This window comes from Nitrospirota bacterium, from assembly GCA_030684575.1.
GTDB lineage: Bacteria > Nitrospirota > Nitrospiria > Nitrospirales > Nitrospiraceae > Palsa-1315.
Window position 1 is genome coordinate 266826 of sequence record JAUXVD010000023.1, and the last position, 15535, is coordinate 282360.

General features: G+C 56.5%; 10 protein-coding genes. 6 read left to right on the top strand and 4 right to left on the bottom strand.

Features of this window, described 5'->3' with window-relative positions; translation table 11 throughout:
- The first annotated feature begins 24 nt into the window (after nt 1-24).
- The gene (locus tag Q8N00_18110; protein MDP2384701.1) at nt 25-585 is read left to right on the top strand and encodes an acyloxyacyl hydrolase; all 561 of its coding nucleotides are present in this window, start codon (nt 25-27) and stop codon (nt 583-585) included.
- A 69-nt stretch (nt 586-654) separates the two neighbouring features.
- On the opposite strand, the gene Q8N00_18115 is transcribed toward Q8N00_18110, so the two are convergent.
- Nucleotides 655-2784 carry a diguanylate cyclase gene (locus Q8N00_18115; GenBank protein ID MDP2384702.1) on the bottom strand — a complete coding sequence of 710 codons (2130 nt, stop codon included), beginning with the start codon at nt 2782-2784 and terminating at the stop codon, nt 655-657.
- Between the two features lie 366 nt (nt 2785-3150).
- Here Q8N00_18115 and Q8N00_18120 point away from each other — a divergent pair, with 366 nt between their 5' ends.
- Nucleotides 3151-4716, top strand: a complete 1566-nt coding sequence (locus tag Q8N00_18120) for a DEAD/DEAH box helicase family protein (protein MDP2384703.1) — start codon at nt 3151-3153, stop codon at nt 4714-4716.
- A 182-nt stretch (nt 4717-4898) separates the two neighbouring features.
- Here Q8N00_18120 and Q8N00_18125 read toward each other — a convergent pair whose 3' ends face one another.
- Nucleotides 4899-6509, bottom strand: coding sequence for a BACON domain-containing carbohydrate-binding protein (locus Q8N00_18125; GenBank protein ID MDP2384704.1), 1611 nt, complete (start codon nt 6507-6509; stop codon nt 4899-4901).
- A 1974-nt stretch (nt 6510-8483) separates the two neighbouring features.
- Between Q8N00_18125 and Q8N00_18130 the strand changes: the two genes are divergently transcribed.
- Both Q8N00_18130 and Q8N00_18135 read left to right on the top strand, forming a co-directional pair.
- Nucleotides 8484-10172 carry a response regulator gene (locus Q8N00_18130; protein ID MDP2384705.1) on the top strand — a complete coding sequence of 563 codons (1689 nt, stop codon included), beginning with the start codon at nt 8484-8486 and terminating at the stop codon, nt 10170-10172.
- A gap of 261 nt (nt 10173-10433) precedes the next feature.
- Nucleotides 10434-10643, top strand: coding sequence for an integrase core domain-containing protein (locus Q8N00_18135; GenBank protein ID MDP2384706.1), 210 nt, complete (start codon nt 10434-10436; stop codon nt 10641-10643).
- Nucleotides 10644-10999: 356 nt separating this feature from the next.
- Here the strand turns inward: Q8N00_18135 and Q8N00_18140 are convergent, their stop codons facing one another.
- Complete coding sequence (locus tag Q8N00_18140) at nt 11000-12631, bottom strand: peptide chain release factor 3 (protein MDP2384707.1); 1632 nt, start codon at nt 12629-12631, stop codon at nt 11000-11002.
- Between the two features lie 658 nt (nt 12632-13289).
- Here Q8N00_18140 and Q8N00_18145 point away from each other — a divergent pair.
- Entirely contained in the window at nt 13290-14219 is a 930-nt protein-coding gene (locus Q8N00_18145) for a spherulation-specific family 4 protein (GenBank protein MDP2384708.1), read from the top strand.
- 485 nt (nt 14220-14704) lie between these two features.
- Nucleotides 14705-14971: a hypothetical protein gene (locus tag Q8N00_18150; protein MDP2384709.1), complete on the top strand. Its 267-nt coding sequence runs from the start codon at nt 14705-14707 to the stop codon at nt 14969-14971.
- Nucleotides 14972-15014: 43 nt separating this feature from the next.
- Here Q8N00_18150 and Q8N00_18155 read toward each other — a convergent pair whose 3' ends face one another.
- Entirely contained in the window at nt 15015-15422 is a 408-nt protein-coding gene (locus Q8N00_18155) for a response regulator (protein MDP2384710.1), read from the bottom strand.
- Between the last annotated feature and the right edge of the window lie 113 nt (nt 15423-15535).

Below are 15535 nucleotides of genomic sequence, written 5' to 3' on the forward strand. Positions count from 1 at the left end.
TATGAGGGGTGGAGAACAATGATCATGTCACGCGTGAAATTTCTGTTCGCCGTGGTCGCCCTCGTATTCGTCTTTCTCGTTCCCTGTCTCAGTCAGGCAGAAGAGATTCGCTTGAACAGCATCGGGGTTCGTGGGGGAGCCAGCGGAAGCTCTCCGATCGGGAAGAAGGAGACGCAATACTTTCAGGAGTATGACCTGATGGCGAACTGGTCCATGCCATGGGGGTGGTATTCCGAGTCTGGGTGGGGTGTTGGGACAAGATTAATGGGCAGTGCCGGCGCAATACGGGCATCGGGGGATACCGCATTTGTGGCCACGTTGGTTCCAGGGTTTGTATTCGGGAAAAAAGACGGATGGCTCTCATTAGAAGTTGGAGGAGGGGGCGCGCTTCTCAGCCAGCATAAATTTGCACATCAGGATCTGGGGGGCACGTTCCAGTTTGTCTGGGATACCGCGCTCAGAGCCAAAGTCTACGGTGGCATCGGCCTGGGTTATTGGTTTCATCATATGTCCGATGCTGGTCTCTATGGGCGCGATGGTCGTGGATTCGATTGCCATATGATCGAGGTCAGCTATCGATTTTGACGGTATCTCCGCTTTCCCTGTCCCATCTTCTTCATCCACAATATGATGTGTTGCGCGTCGGCAACGCCGTTAGGCGGTCTTTCTCATCTGCTCTCCCACCAGTACGTGGGGATGGGGAACGATGTCGACCCCATTTCTGCCATGGTTTTTGACACGATAGAGCGCGTAGTCGGCCATTTTCCTCAACAGTTCAGAGCTCAAGGGATATTCGGGTGAGCAGACCGTCGCCCCGATGCTCACGGTAATGGTGAGCGGGCCACTTGGTGTCTCAAAGGGCATGTCGCTGATGGCGGTCCTAAAACGTTCGGCACATTCTCTCAACGCCTCTAGATCGCAATTCGGCACTACAATCAAGAACTCTTCACCTCCCGCGCGACCAACATGATCGTAGCCCCGTGCGGTTTCACGGAGTCTTTCTGCGGCTTCTCGAAGGACGGTGTCTCCAACCTGGTGTCCATAGGTATCATTGACCCGCTTGAAATGGTCCAGGTCAGCGATCAGGACTCCCACGGGGTGATGGTTTCGCTCAGCCCGTGAGAGTTCTTGCTCCAGGGCGTTGAGGATGGCCGAATGGTTTAATAATTCCGTCAACGAATCGTGCTTAGCCAGCTCCTTTGATTCGTGAAGCAGTTCTAGATTTTGAATGACGGTGCCGGCTTGGGCGGCCAAAGTCAGGACAATCTGTTCGTCCATTTCGTTGAAGTCAGTGATGAGGCCGTTCGGCGTCAGTTTGTTGGCGAGCGACAGTCGACCGAAGAATTGGTCATGGCACCGGATCGATACTCCGAGGTATGACGTCATGGGCCTATGGTCTGCTGGAAGCCCTAGGGAGGCCCAGTATGTCGTAAGATGATTCAGGGACAGTGCCTCGTTCTCCTGGCCAATTGATTTTCGCGCTCCCAGTTCGAGGGGAAGTGTTCGGATGGCGTCAGCCGCCGCATCATCGATTCCGGTGCTGAAGAACTGCCCTGCTGTTCGCTGGTCATTGCGTGAGACGGCTAACGCCGCGTAGCGCGCGCTGGTGATTCCCCTGGCAATACTGAGGAGTTGCTCAAGCAGCTCGTCGAGTTCTTGCTGCGCAGACAATGTCTGTGTGGCCACGACCAAGGCTTGAAGCGCCTCCGTTCGTTTCGTGAGGGCTGATTCCGCGTCGCTCGCTCGCTGAGATTCTCGACTCGCGCTGCTCCATTCTTCATGGCGGGCCTTAATCATCCACAGCACAAGCCCGGCGAGCGGCAGAAGGAGCAGTAGTGACAGCCCTGAGAGTTTCCAGAGAAACGATCGAATGGGGGTAAGAATGCTGCCCCGGTCTACGCGAATTAAGATGCCCCATCGGAGGATGGGGTCGGAATGGGGGATGGTCAGTTGCGCATAGGCGGTGATGACGGAGGCGCCTCGGCGAAGGTGCGTTTCCTCGACAAATCCACGAGCGTTGCTGGACACCAATGTGGCGGAAGGGACGCCAAGCCGTTTGAGGTTGAGGTGGCCGCCTTGTCGTAGCGCTGAATCGGCGAGCAGATCGCCGTTTTCGTTGAGGAGCTGATATTCAAGGTGCGACTCTTCGGTCCATTCGATATCCTTGAGTACCAGCATCGTGTCGTCAAGGATTGTGATGAGAGAAGGAATGCCTACGACAGCCTTGACGGCACCGAGAAAACGACCGTCTGGACTGCGCAGAGGCGCGATCACCGTGATCGCCGAGCTCACATCTGATGCTTCACGCATCTGCGCATCCAGAATCCTGACGCTCGTGAGGGAGCGAACTACCTGGAACCAGGGGCGCTGGCTCTGATCGAGGGCGGTGTTCGACGAATCAGTTGCGGCGATGATCCTACCCCGTGAGTCTGTCGCGCCGATCCACTGATAGGCCGGGTACGCATGCAGCAATTTGCGGAGATATTGTGTCAGGGCCTCAGGATTCTGGCCTTGAGCGATCGGAGCCGCGGAGAGCAGCTGAATATCGCTCGCTCGCTCCAGGATCATCATGTCCAGTTTACTGGCGGCATCCGTGGCAGCCTGCACAAGGCTATGGCCACTGGATTGGATCAACCGCTGGTGGATGGTGTGGATGGCCCAACCCAGGCAGAGGAGCGTCACCATCGTCATGATCGCGAACAGGAACAGGAGCCGAATGTGATGGCGGTCCATCCAGTCGGGGAAGCGGTTTGCCGTAAATGGTGATCGACGTTCTGTATTCAAGCGAGTCATTCAATCCAAGCCAATGTCGCGACTGTCGGCGATGTGAGGCTAGCTCTCCATCCGGTGTCGATCATGCTGAATGCATGGCTGCCTGTCACTGCTCCATCCTAAAGTAAAGATGGTGTATGGCAAGAAAGCGGTCACTTTCTGATGAGAGCGAGAGGCACAGAGTGCCACTGATTACAATAGGATGTGATGAAATAGACGAACCGGTTCGGCGAGGCATTCGGAGGGGTCGACCAGACCCTCCAGATTATGAGACAACATCAGTCTAAATATGATGAGCCTTGAGGGGGCACATGAACCCGAGCTCCCACATCCTTGTGCCTATCTTCAGACTGCAATGACCAGTAGAAAGAGGCTGTCGTGACCCTGTCTCCTTGGACGGCCAAACTGCGCGAGTGGCAAGCTCGCGCCGTATCCAGCGTCCTGACCCATACGCGTCCTGACTTTCTTGCAACGGCCACACCCGCTGCGGGGAAAACGAGATTTGCCCTGCGCATTGCCCATCAATATCTGGCAGATCGGGTGGCGACCCGTATCCTGGTGATCTGTCCGACGAATCACTTGCGTACGCAATGGGCGACCGCAGCCGGCCTGGTGGGGATTCAACTGGATCCGGCGTTGACGAACGAGCAAGGCATCGAAGCGCGCGATTATCATGGCGCCGTCGTGACCTACCAGCAAGTCTGTCTCGCGCCTGGCGTGTTCCAGCGTGCCTGCCGGAATCGGCCCACGCTGCTCATCTTCGACGAGTTGCACCATGCAGGCGAGGGGAAAGATTGGGGCAACGCCCTGCGGGAATCGTTCGACGATGCGGTGTTTCGCCTGGCCTTATCCGGAACCCCGTTTCGCTCCGACAACAATCCGATTCCCTATGTGCGGTACGAGCAGGGTGAGAGTCAGGCCGATTTCACCTATGGCTATGCCGAGGCGATTCGCGAAAGCGTTTGCCGTCCGATTCTCTTTCCGAGTTACGAGGGGGAACTGACGTGGCTTTCAGAGGGACGCGAACATCGAGCGACATTTGAAGATGGACTCACGTTCGAGTTGCAACGGGAACGGCTCAAGACTGCGCTGTTGCAAGACAGTTGGCTGGGCCCGGTGATTACGGATGCCCATGCCGAGTTACGCCGGCTTCGCAAACAAGAACAGCCCGATGCCGGGGGACTCATTGTCACGATGAATCAGGACCATGCCCGGCAGGTCGCAGAACTGGTAGGGCGTATCACGGGCAGCCGTGCTCATGTCGCCATCTCGGACGATCCGTCGGCTTCGAAGACGATCGAGGCCTTCTCGCAACATAAAACTCAGCAATGGCTCGTGGCTGTGAACATGGTGAGCGAAGGCGTCGATATTCCAAGGCTCCGCGTCGGCGTCTACGCCACAAACGTGCTGACCGAGATGTATTTCCGTCAGGTCGTCGGCCGATTCGTCCGGATGCAGGAGGGGATCCCGAAGCCGCAGCGGGCCTGGCTCTACCTGCCGAAGGACGCCACCCTCGTTCACTATGCTAAGCGGATCAAGGCGGAGCGCGACCATGTGCTGGAAGAGATCATGCCCTCCGCGCAGCGAACACTCTTCGGGACGGCGGCCACATCGCTGAAAGAATACATCCCCCTCCATGGGATCGCTCGAATGGATACGCTGATCGGAGGGGATGAGGGGGAGCCCGCTCTTGATGGCAAGGGGTTCGTCGAGCCGCCGGTGGCACTGCATGATAAAAAGAACGAACTGCGAGACCAGCACCGTTCCCTCGTCGGCTCGGTGTCTCGAAAGACCGGCGTCGACCATCGACAACTCAATGCGGAACTCATCAAGCGGACAGGCGGGCGGGTCGAACAAGCGACCGTCGCGCAACTGGCCCGCCGTATTGTGCTACTGGAAAAGTGGCGGGATTCTGGCTTCGACGGCGGGCGAGCACGAGTCTAACCCGCCTCGATAGCTATGCAGAGTCTGCAGGCCCTTCCGCGTGAAGCGTAAGCGATACGAGACAGGCGCAACGTGGACAGATTGGATTTCTGTCTCGTCGCGCCTTCCCGCTAGTCTCGCTCGGCTATCCCGCTAACAAGCCATTCTTGGCTTCAACAGGCAGATCGTACCTAAGAACCAGGTCACCTTAGGGCGAATGTCACCGGCACGGTGCGCGTGGCGGCCCCGGGGGCCGTGATGGTGACCGTGGCGCTGTAGATACCGGGGCTCAGCGTGCCGTTGGTGACAGTCAGCGTCACGGCGCCGTTTCCAGTCCCCGAGGCTGGGCTCACCGTCAACCAGGCCGCATTGTCACTGGCGGTCCACGAGAGCGTGCCGCTCCCCGTGTTGCTGATGCTCAAGGTCTGGGGCGCGGGGTTAGCCCAACCAACTGTTGCAGCGAAGGACAGGCTCGCCGGACTCGTTCCAATGGCAGGCGGGGCGGTTGACGCGAGGGTGAATGTCACCGGCACGGTGCGCGTGACGGCCCCAGGGGCCGTGATAGTGACCGTGGCGCTGTAGGTACCGGCGCCCAACGTGCCGTTGGTTGCCGTCAGCGTCACGGCGCCGTTTCCAGTCCCCGAGGCCGGACTCACCGTCAACCAGGCCGCATTATCACTGGCGGTCCACGTGAGCGTACCACTCCCCGTGTTGCTGATGCTCAAGGTCTGGGGCGCGGGGTTAGCGACGCCCACTGTTGCAGCGAAGGACAGGCTCGCCGGACTCACTCCGATGGCCGATGCCGCGGGCGGTGCCCCGGCGGTTGTCGCGAGGGTGAATGTCACCGGCACGGTGCGCGGGGCGGTCCCGGAGGCCGTGATGGTGACCGTGGCACTGTAGGTACCGGCGCCCAATGTGCCATTGGTTGCCGTCAGCGTCACGGCGCCGTTTCCAGTCCCCGAGGCCGGACTCACCGTCAACCAGGCCGCATTATCACTGGCGGTCCACGTGAGCGTGCCACTCCCCGTGTTGCTGATGCTCAAGGTCTGGGGCGCGGGGTTGGCCCAGCCAATTGTTGCAGCGAAGGACAGGCTCGCCGGACTCGCTCCGATGGCCGATGCCGCGGGCGGCGCCCCGGCAGTTGTCGTGAGGGTGAATGTCACCGGCACGATGCGCGTGGCGGCCCCTGGGGCCGTAATGGTGACCGTGGCACTGTAGATACCGGCGCCCAGCGTGCCGTTGGTTGCCGTCAGCGTCACGGCGCCGTTTCCAGTCCCCGAGGCCGGACTCACCGTCAACCAGGCCGCATTGTCACTGGCGGTCCACGAGAGCGTGCCGCTCCCCATGTTGCTGATGCTCAAGGTCTGGGGCGCGGGGTTGGCCCAACCAATTGTTGCAGCGAAGGACAGGCTTGTCGGACTCGCCCCAATCACCGGAGATGTGGGCGTCGGCGTGGGCGTCGGTGTGGGCGTCGGTGTGGGCGTGGGTGTGGGTGCGGGGCCAGGTGCGGGTGCACCAGCCGGTGTGTAGATCGCGAGGGTGCTCGCGAAGGACTCATTATTGGAAAAGTCATAGGCTGTAATGAAGTAGTACTGCGTGAGCGCCGGAGTCCCGATATTGAAACTCGTCGCCGTTCCCAAAATGACGAGAAGAGAGGCGTTGCTAGATACGCGAGTGCACGGCTGCTGACTGCATTGATAGATACGGTATCCCGCCAAGTCTGGTTCGAGATTGGCATTCCACGTCAACGTGGCACTCCATGCAGGAGTCGACCACAGTAGTAGTATGCCAGCAAAAGCGCTTCCCCAGTTCATACAGAGACTCCTAATTTTGTATTTCTCGGCAGCAGACATATCTTTCCCGGAGAAGGTTTCTTCTCTCGTTTTCAGACGATGTCGGTTTGTTCAACGGACTCGGCCACACGAGGAGAAATAGATGAGGGGACTGTGCACCCCTTCACTGTGGGTACTACGCAAGGTATGTGCCGCGGTGAAAAAAATGACTGAACGGGAAATACCAGCAATATCATCGGATACGGGAATACAGGTGCCAAGGTTCACCTGATAGACTGTAGGGCACTACAGAGGATTGCCGCGATAATCTTAATGATTATGGGAGGATAGGGGCTGAAGTTGCTTGCATACAGGTAGAACAGGGAAGAAAGAGGCAGAGAGCGGTGACTCAGCCCGTGATTCATTCGAAATGCAGACGTCGCATCCTGTGTAGTGGTGAAAGGTCACCGCTCAGGAGAACATTGGTGGCATGATGCGTACTTCTTGAGATCGTGAAAGAATCCTCCCAGGGCTCTCCGGAAACCTTCAGGGTCTTCGGCCATCATGAAGTGGCCTGTTTCGAATGGCACGAGGTGTGACCCGAAATTTGCAGCTGAATTCCTGAGGAGATAGTCGGTGTGGCCACATCGTTCTTGGCGCCGACCATGATACGCGTCGCGTGATGATTGAAGAGAGTTGAGCTGCCCCATGTTTCTTGAAGAGGCACATGGAGGTTAGGGCCTCAGGGAGGACCGAGGCATTCGCTATTAACTGATGAAGGAACAGAGACCCGACCGTCCATCCCCAGGTGACATGAACATGGCAGAGAGGTTTTGCCGCCCCTAAATCACTAAGATACTTTCCAAATAATCCTGCACCCTGAAGAAATAAAAATTCCAGCCTTTGCCCAAGCACTAGCTCAAGTTAACCAGGAAAGTACCGAGAAGACGTTGTGCGTATACTACAGTGGGTTAAGTCGTTACCCGAACCTTTCTAAATACCGCACTCAACACCTTCCCTTAGACGAATAGTTCAGCTGACGACGAGCACCGTCGGTGTCGAGCATTTCCTGTAAGCTTCTATGCTCGACAGAGCATCCGGAGTACAACGTGCTAATTCCAGGAAGAGTTTCAGAAACGCAACATCACGGACTGCCGGAACAGATGCCGCTGCAGTCGATCTTTTATAGCGCCCAGGTAGTACCTGATCCGCTAGGCATTCCGGCTAACGGCCACCTTTACGTGCGGGAGCTGAACAATGTTTGAGAATGCGCCTCTCATTGGTTCCTACGACTATCGTCTCGTGGGGGTATCGGTCACTATTGCAATTTGTGCGTCTTATGCTGCACTGGAGCTCGCTGGCCGAGTAACGGCTGCGCACGGCAGGCCACAGATCTATTGGTTGACAGGCGGGGCAGCCGTGATGGGGCTAGGAATCTGGTCTATGCACTACATCGGAATGTTGGCGTTCAGGCTGCCCATTGTGGTGTTCTATGATTGGCCCACAGTCCTCGTCTCTCTCCTCGCGGCAATGCTGGCGTCGGGAATAGCATTGTTCGTCGTGAGTCGTCCTAATGTCACATTCTGGCACACCGTTCTAGGCAGCATTTGTATGGGCGCCGGGATCGCTGGGATGCACTACATTGGCATGATGGCCATGCGCCTAGCAGCAATCTGTCTCTATAATTTAGCCACCGTAGCTATGTCCGTTGGACTGGCAATAGCCATTTCGTTCGTGGCAATTCAACTGGCAATTCGAGTTCGAGATGATAGCGAGAAAACGTTTAAGCGGAAGCTTATAAGCGCCATAGTTATGGGTGCCGCAATTCCCATGATGCACTATACTGGAATGGCAGCAGCTGCCTTTTTGCCTTCTGAACAGATCTCTGATTTGTCGTACTCAGTGAATATTTCGCTGATTGGAACAGTGGGTATTGCGCTCAGCACAATGTTCGTTCTCATAGTTTCCGTGTTAACTTCAACCGTGGATCGTCGATACTCGGTTAAAACGTTAGAGATGAAGTTGGACATAGCTGAAGCCGCAAGTCGCGCAAAGAGCGCGTTTTTGGCCACGATGAGTCACGAAATTCGTACCCCCATGAACGGGGTGATCGGCATGACCGGCCTCCTCCTCGATACAAACCTTACGGCCGAGCAGCGGGAGTTCGCCGAGATCGTCCGCAGTTCTGGTGAACACCTGCTCGCCATCATCAACGACATCCTCGACTTTTCCAAGATCGAAGCCGGCAAGATGACCCTGGAAATCATCGACTTCGACCTTCGCACCACGGTGGCCGAGACCGTGGATCTGGTGGCTGAACGCGCATTCGGCAAAGGGGTGAATCTAGCCTGTCTGGTGCACGCGGACGTGCCTACAGTGCTCCGTGGCGATCCCGGACGACTCCGTCAGATCCTGCTGAACCTCGTATCGAACGCCATCAAGTTTACAGAGCAGGGCGAAGTTGTGGTCTCCGTCAAGCTGGATCACCACACTGAGAACGATGCCACGGTACGGTTTGAGGTGCAAGATACCGGCATTGGCCTGTCTCCTGATGCGCAAGGGAACCTGTTTCAGTCCTTTAGCCAGGCTGACAGCTCGACCACGCGCAAGTACGGGGGCACGGGGTTGGGGCTCGCGATCTGCAAGCAGCTCACGAAGCTCATGGCTGGCCAGATCGGTGTAGACAGCCGGCTGGGTGGCGGCAGCACGTTCTGGTTCACAGTGCAGCTCGGCACACAGCTGCAGGGCGCACAGTCAGGACTGGACCTGGCCTCCCAGGATTTGCGGGGGCGGTATCTGTGCATTGTGGATGACCATGCCACCAACCGCCGCATCCTGGAACTCTATGCCGAGCGATGGGGTGTCCGATGCCTGCTGGCAGAGGATGGCCACCAAGCCCTGGAACGCTTGCGCACCGCGGCAGCGGATGATGACGCGTGCGACCTCGCAATCATTGATATGCAGATGCCGGGAATGGATGGCCTGGAACTGGCCAGAGCAATCAACGCTGATCCTGCACTGGCGTCAACCCGGCTGGTTCTATTGACGTCCCAAGGCCAGCGTGGTGATGCCAAGGCGGCACAGATGGCCGGCTACGCCGCGTATCTCACCAAGCCGGTGCGTGAAGCGCAACTGTATGAGAGTCTCATCACCGTACTCAAACCACCCGCGCAGGCCAACGCTGCGTCCCCGAGACCCACGCTGATTACGCGTCATAGTTTAGCTGAGTCGAACGCACGGTCCACCGCTAGGATTCTGCTCGCCGAGGACAACCTCGTCAACCAGAAGGTCGCCGTCTACATGCTGGAAAAGTTGGGCTATCGAGTGGATCTCGTGGCGAACGGTCTGGAGGCACTCGAGGCACTGCAGCGCATTTCCTATGCCGTGGTCTTGATGGACTGCCAAATGCCGGAGATGGATGGGTTCGCCGCCACGACCGAAATCAGACGACGTGAGGCGCTGGCATATCAGAACAATAAACTAGAGGGAAGTTTAATTTCCGCCCTCACGCCCTTAGCCTCTCGCCATGTTCCCATTATCGCCATGACGGCAAACGCCCAGCAGGAGGATCGAGACCGCTGCCTCGCCTCCGGCATGGATGACTATGTGAGTAAGCCTGTGCAACTCAAGGTGTTGGAAGAAATCATCGGACGCTGGGTCAGCGCGCCTGCCTCGCTGCAACCAGCTTCTGGGGGGATACGTTGATGATTATTGCGAGATTCTGCGACATAGACATGGACTGCCCCCTAGATTGAGACACGTCGAATTGGGACACTTGGCATCAGGAGGGGATGCCGGTGGCTAAGAAACACGTGGGAAAGTTTCCAAAGGTGTATCTGAATCTCTCCAGTTGACTGACGCTGGGGGTCTCCACCTCCTGGGTTGGTCCATCATTCCGATCGTGGCGTGCAGTATGCGTCCGAGGAGTACGTGACCCTGCTGCGGACGCACCACATAATTCCGAGCATGAGTCGGCCGGCCAACCCCTATGACCACACCAGTTGTGAGAGCTTGATGAAGACGTTTAAGCGGGGGGAGATCTACGCCAGCACCTGTCGAGATCTCGATTACCTGCATGCGAACATGACAGCGTTCATCGAGCAGTACGACAATCGCGACCGGTTGCATTCGGCGCCTACTGCGACCGGATCCACCATGCGGCTTTTCAGGCCTTGAGCGCATGCTCACGCGGCGTCAGCAGCTAGAAATCATGTTAAAGCAACAGAAGGGGTGTGAGGATCAACATTCATTGAGCCACCAAGAGTGCTTATTCCAAACTGTCTCAATCGAGGGGTTCACTCCAAAAGTGTATGCTAAGTTTGTGCTAAAAGTTGTTTGAACCCATAAGAACCGCTGAAATTGGTTGAGCTGCTGGAATCCTCTTAAGTCTCGGTATTCAAGTATGAAACGGGGAAACCATTTGAAACACCGAGCCTTTTCAAAATTGTCTTGGTCAAAATCCAAGTGGAAATATGGTTACCAGGGGTTGATAGCGTTGTGGATTCGTCCAGGCAGGAAAGCGCTCCAACGGATTATTGTACGTTGTCCGGCTTTCCAACTTCCTCTCGCAGCTGAAACTTGAGGGAGGCATATTCTTTCATGCAGTAGGCCAGCAGTCGTTCCGAGCCGAAGAGCATCACCATTCTGCCGTCCTTGTCCACGAGCCGACGCGTGTCTTGCGGCCAGTATATGCGGGCGATCACGTCCGGATCGCCGGTTACCCAGCGGGCCAGGACGAAAGGCATCCGTTCGACAGTGGTCTTGACCCCATATTCGCTGTCGAGGCGCGAGGCCACCACGTCGAATTGGAGTTCGCCGACTGCAGCCAGGACCGGTTCACGGCGCACATGGTCCGGGGAATAAAACACCTGCATGACCCCTTCCTCTTCGAGCTGCTGGAGCCCCTTTTGAAACTGTTTCTGCTTCGTGAGGTCTTGGCTTCGAAGCACGCCGAAACATTCAGGGGGAAAGAGCGGAATGGCATCAAAGGAACGGGGACTGCCGGAGCAGAGGGTATCGCCGATGGCAAAGAGACCAGGGTTGACGAATCCTACGACATCGCCCGGGTAGGCTTCCTCAATCGTTTCCCGATCCCGCCCGAAGAGCCGATGCGGTCGCGTCATCCGGATCTTCCGGTCCAGCCGAGCATGATGGACCATCATGTCCTTCTCGAATCTGCCTGACACGATACGGAGAAATGCCATTCTATCGCGATGTTGTGGGTCCATGTTCGCCTGAATCTTGAACACGAATCCGGAGAACTTTTCTTCCGTCGGCTGTACCAGTCCCTCCGAACTCATGCGGGGTCCAGGCAGAGGCGCAAGCTGGAGAAATCCGTTCAGAAAGGGCTCGACGCCGAAGTTCGTCAGGGCGCTGCCGAAGAAGACCGGCGTGAGCTGGCCGGCGAGAAACCGATCGCGATCGAACTTGGTGCCGGCGCCGCTTAGTAGGGCGATTTCTTCCTGCAGCGGGCCATAGGCCTCGCCGAGCGTATCGGCCAGGCTTGGGTGGGGGAAGGTTTCGACCCGCATCGGCGCCCGTTTCTGGTTATGGAGCGTCCGCTGAAAGAACAGTACTTGAGGGTCTTGCAGGTCGTAGAGCCCCAGAAACCCGGAGCCTTCCCCGATGGGCCAATTGAAGGGCACCGCCGTCATGTTCAGAGTCTGCTCGATCTCTTCGAGCAGTTCGAAGGGATGACGCCCAGGCAAGTCCATTTTATTGATGAAGGTCATGATCGGGATATTGCGTTTGCGGCAGACGGCGAAGAGCTTCTTGGTCTGGGGTTCGATGCCCTTGGCGCAGTCCAGCACCATGACGGCGCTGTCCACGGCCATGAGGGTGCGGTAGGTGTCTTCGCTGAAATCCTGGTGGCCCGGCGTATCGAGCAGGTTCACTCGCACACCTTGATAGTCGAATTGGAGGGCAGTGGAGGTGATGGAGATACCGCGCGCCTGCTCCAGTTCCATCCAGTCCGATTTCGAGGCCCGCTGATTCGACCGCGCATGCACGGCTCCGGCGAGGTGGACGGCCCCGGCGTAGAGGAGGAGCTTTTCGGTCAGCGTGGTTTTTCCTGCGTCCGGGTGCGAAATGATGGCAAAGGTGCGCCGCCGCGAGACTTCCCGCGCCAGTTCATCGGACGACGACTTTTCGATCGGCAAAGACATAGACGGTCCTTCTCTTATGCGGCTATTACATGAGGTCTGAGATGTTTGTTTTATTATGCAACGGCTCAGGCAGATAGGCTGAAGGATTATAGACTGAAGCTTTTGATGCGAGATAATTGAGCGCCTGTAGCCTTCAGCCTGAACACCTGAGTCGCTACTGTTTTATCATCTGGGAGGGCAGAAAACTACGGGGAAGGGAGGCCCGTTGATCTCCTGTGCCTGGCACCGCGCGCCCTCGAAAGGCCTCACTCGAGGGCCTCAGTCGAACGCTCTTCAGATCCGTACATATTTGGGTGAAGACTGAGAAGAAATCAGGCGGGTAGAATGCGAAGATCGGCGTGGCTAGCGTTGATGAGGGCATTAGTTCGAATCCACTAGCGAGGCACTATCCCAATACTGCTCTGAAACCGCCATTTGCTTTGACGGACTTCAAGTTGACGACTAGGCTTCTGGAAGACTGTGCTGCTAATTCAATGGCAGTGTCTCACGCAAATCTTGTCTTGAGTTCTACCCGCTAGCGAATGAGCTGGATTGCCAGGAAGAATTGGGGAGACCTGTTTGCGAGACTGATGGCCGGTCTTGCGCTGGTGACTCCAGTGCTTTCATGTTCTGAGTCGAATACGGGGTCCCCGCAAGAAGCCTTTCCCAAGCAGAGCTCTTGATTCCCCTTTACAACTATCCGACTTGGTATAACGCGGGCCTTCGGAGCAACGATCCCAACAGGTATATCTGGGACGATATTGCCGCAGCAAATAGTCGCGTGCCGATCACCGCTGTCATCAATCCGAGTAATGGGCCTGGCGGCGGTCCCCCTAACGGAGATTACGTTGTCGGCCTGCGCGATTTACGCGCGGCCGGTGTGAAGATGTTGGGGTACGTCCGCACCAATTATGCGAATCGTGATGGGTTGGCGCCCTTGAGCCAGGTGGATACCGACGTGAGCCTCTATCATGACCACTTTAATGTGGATGGGATTTTCCTTGATGAGGCCGCAAGCGGATACCCCACGACTGGTGTTGATCCGAATGCGATTGCCAACTACTATAAGCTGGCCTACGACTCTATCCACTCGTTCAGTAATCCAGAATTTAGGTCGGTGGTGATCGGCCCTGGTACGCGTACGAATGAAGAGTATTTTGCGAGGCCAGCGACGGAGACATCCGTGATTTTCGAAAATAACCTGGGCTGGGAGGCCTATATCCCCGATTCGTATGTGAGGCGATACCCGCGCAAAAATTTTGCCTTCTTGCTCTATGACGTGACAGGGATCAAGAACATGAAGCATGCCATTGATCTCGCTGTGGAGCGAAACATCGGCTATGTCTACGTGACCGATTGCGGGCCCAGCCAGCCTTCTTGCCTCAATCCTTGGAATGGATTGCCGACTTACTGGGAAGAGGAGCTGGCTCACATCGAACGGATCAATGCTGCTTGTCGACCGCCTCGCCGTGGCGGCCATGAGCATGAACATGATCTCGCGGGAGAGGGGTCAGAAGACCGGCAAAACTCGCTGAATAGGCAGGGGCACACGCAAGACAAATGCTCCATTCGGAGCGACAAGCGCGAGAGAAGTTCATCGCGAAAGTGAATTTTCTCTGCCCGGGTTGATGACAGCCTCGGGCCGTCGTGAAGACCGTCAACGAACATGTCGGCACGAGTGATCACGAGGGGAAAAGAGTCAGCGTCGATACCTGTGTGAATTCAGCTGCGGTCATTCTGTCTCTGGAAATGAGACTCGTCTCACGTAGGACTAATCCAGAATGGCGTAAATACGATGATGACAATCCTCTACTTGTCCTGCTGGAAAACGATCAACCATACTCCATAGGCTCTTTTCTTTTGACATGCGGTACTTGAGTGAAGAGCCCTTCTCCCCTTCGTATGACCAGTGAGCAGGTCTGACTCTCCTTTGTGCCTGTACTCATTACCCTTCGAAGTTACAACTCACATTCGTTAGCAGACCTAGGGTTCCTCCATTACATCACTATTTGTGCATCCGAGTGTTGGCATCGGCCTTGCTCATAGTCCGTATGTAGTGGAGTCCATACATATTGATCTTGGAGCAGCGGTGCGATGAACATTCTCTGTGCATGGTGCGAAGAAGAAGGAAAGCAGGCACTCATCGGCGTGATCGAGTCCAATCCCTATACGATGGCCACACATGGCATTTGCCGTCGGCACGAAGTGGCGGTTTTGAAGCAGATTGCCGCTCTCGCTCGCAAACAAAAACAGAAACAGAAGGATCGTGAGCCTGTGTTGTACGGTAGGGCGCGGGGGGGAGGGGTCGTTCCCACTGCAGTCCATGCCCGCAAATTGAACCTGCGGGACGCTGACTGCTAGCGTCTGGTCTCCTCAAACACCGATTGTCATCAGGCTGCGTCGATCACGGGATATCTTGTGATCCAGGTTCTTTGTGCTGTAGTCCCTCCTGTAACACCTGCTGCACGGCTTCCAGCAAATCGGTCATCTCAAAGGGCTTCTTCATCGTGCGATGCGCGCCCAGAAGTTTGGCCACTTCAAGAAGGTTGAGATTTCCCACGCCGCCAGTCAGAGCGATGATCTTTACGTGAGGCGATTCACGCCGCAACGTCATCGTGACCTCCAAACCGTCGCTGTCAGGCATGAGCAGGTCCGTGATCACGAGTTCGGCGGGAGTTTCTCGGAACTGTTGAATGCCTTCACGGCCATTGGCCGCATCCATGACGAAGTACCCGGCCTCTTCCAGTACCCGACGAAGGAGGGTACGGATCTGATCGTTGTCGTCAATGAGGAGGATGGAGCGAGGACGCACTATATTGTCTTCCTGCCTGTAGGCCTGACTACAGTGAACCTATCACGGGGAGACTCTTTTGAAACCTGGGCATCCCGCTAGGGCCGCATAGGTCATGCCGGTCTTTGCGTAGG

Excerpts from the sequence above, each read along its gene's own strand:
- Q8N00_18110 (MDP2384701.1), top strand. The coding sequence starts at position 25 with ATGTCACGCGTGAAATTTCTGTTCGCCGTGGTCGCCCTCGTATTCGTC.
- Q8N00_18125 (MDP2384704.1), bottom strand. The coding sequence starts at position 6,509 with ATGAACTGGGGAAGCGCTTTTGCTGGCATACTACTACTGTGGTCGACT.
- Q8N00_18130 (MDP2384705.1), top strand. The coding sequence starts at position 8,484 with ATGAAGTTGGACATAGCTGAAGCCGCAAGTCGCGCAAAGAGCGCGTTT.
- Q8N00_18135 (MDP2384706.1), top strand. The coding sequence starts at position 10,434 with ATGAGTCGGCCGGCCAACCCCTATGACCACACCAGTTGTGAGAGCTTG.
- Q8N00_18140 (MDP2384707.1), bottom strand. The coding sequence starts at position 12,631 with ATGTCTTTGCCGATCGAAAAGTCGTCGTCCGATGAACTGGCGCGGGAA.
- Q8N00_18150 (MDP2384709.1), top strand. The coding sequence starts at position 14,705 with ATGAACATTCTCTGTGCATGGTGCGAAGAAGAAGGAAAGCAGGCACTC.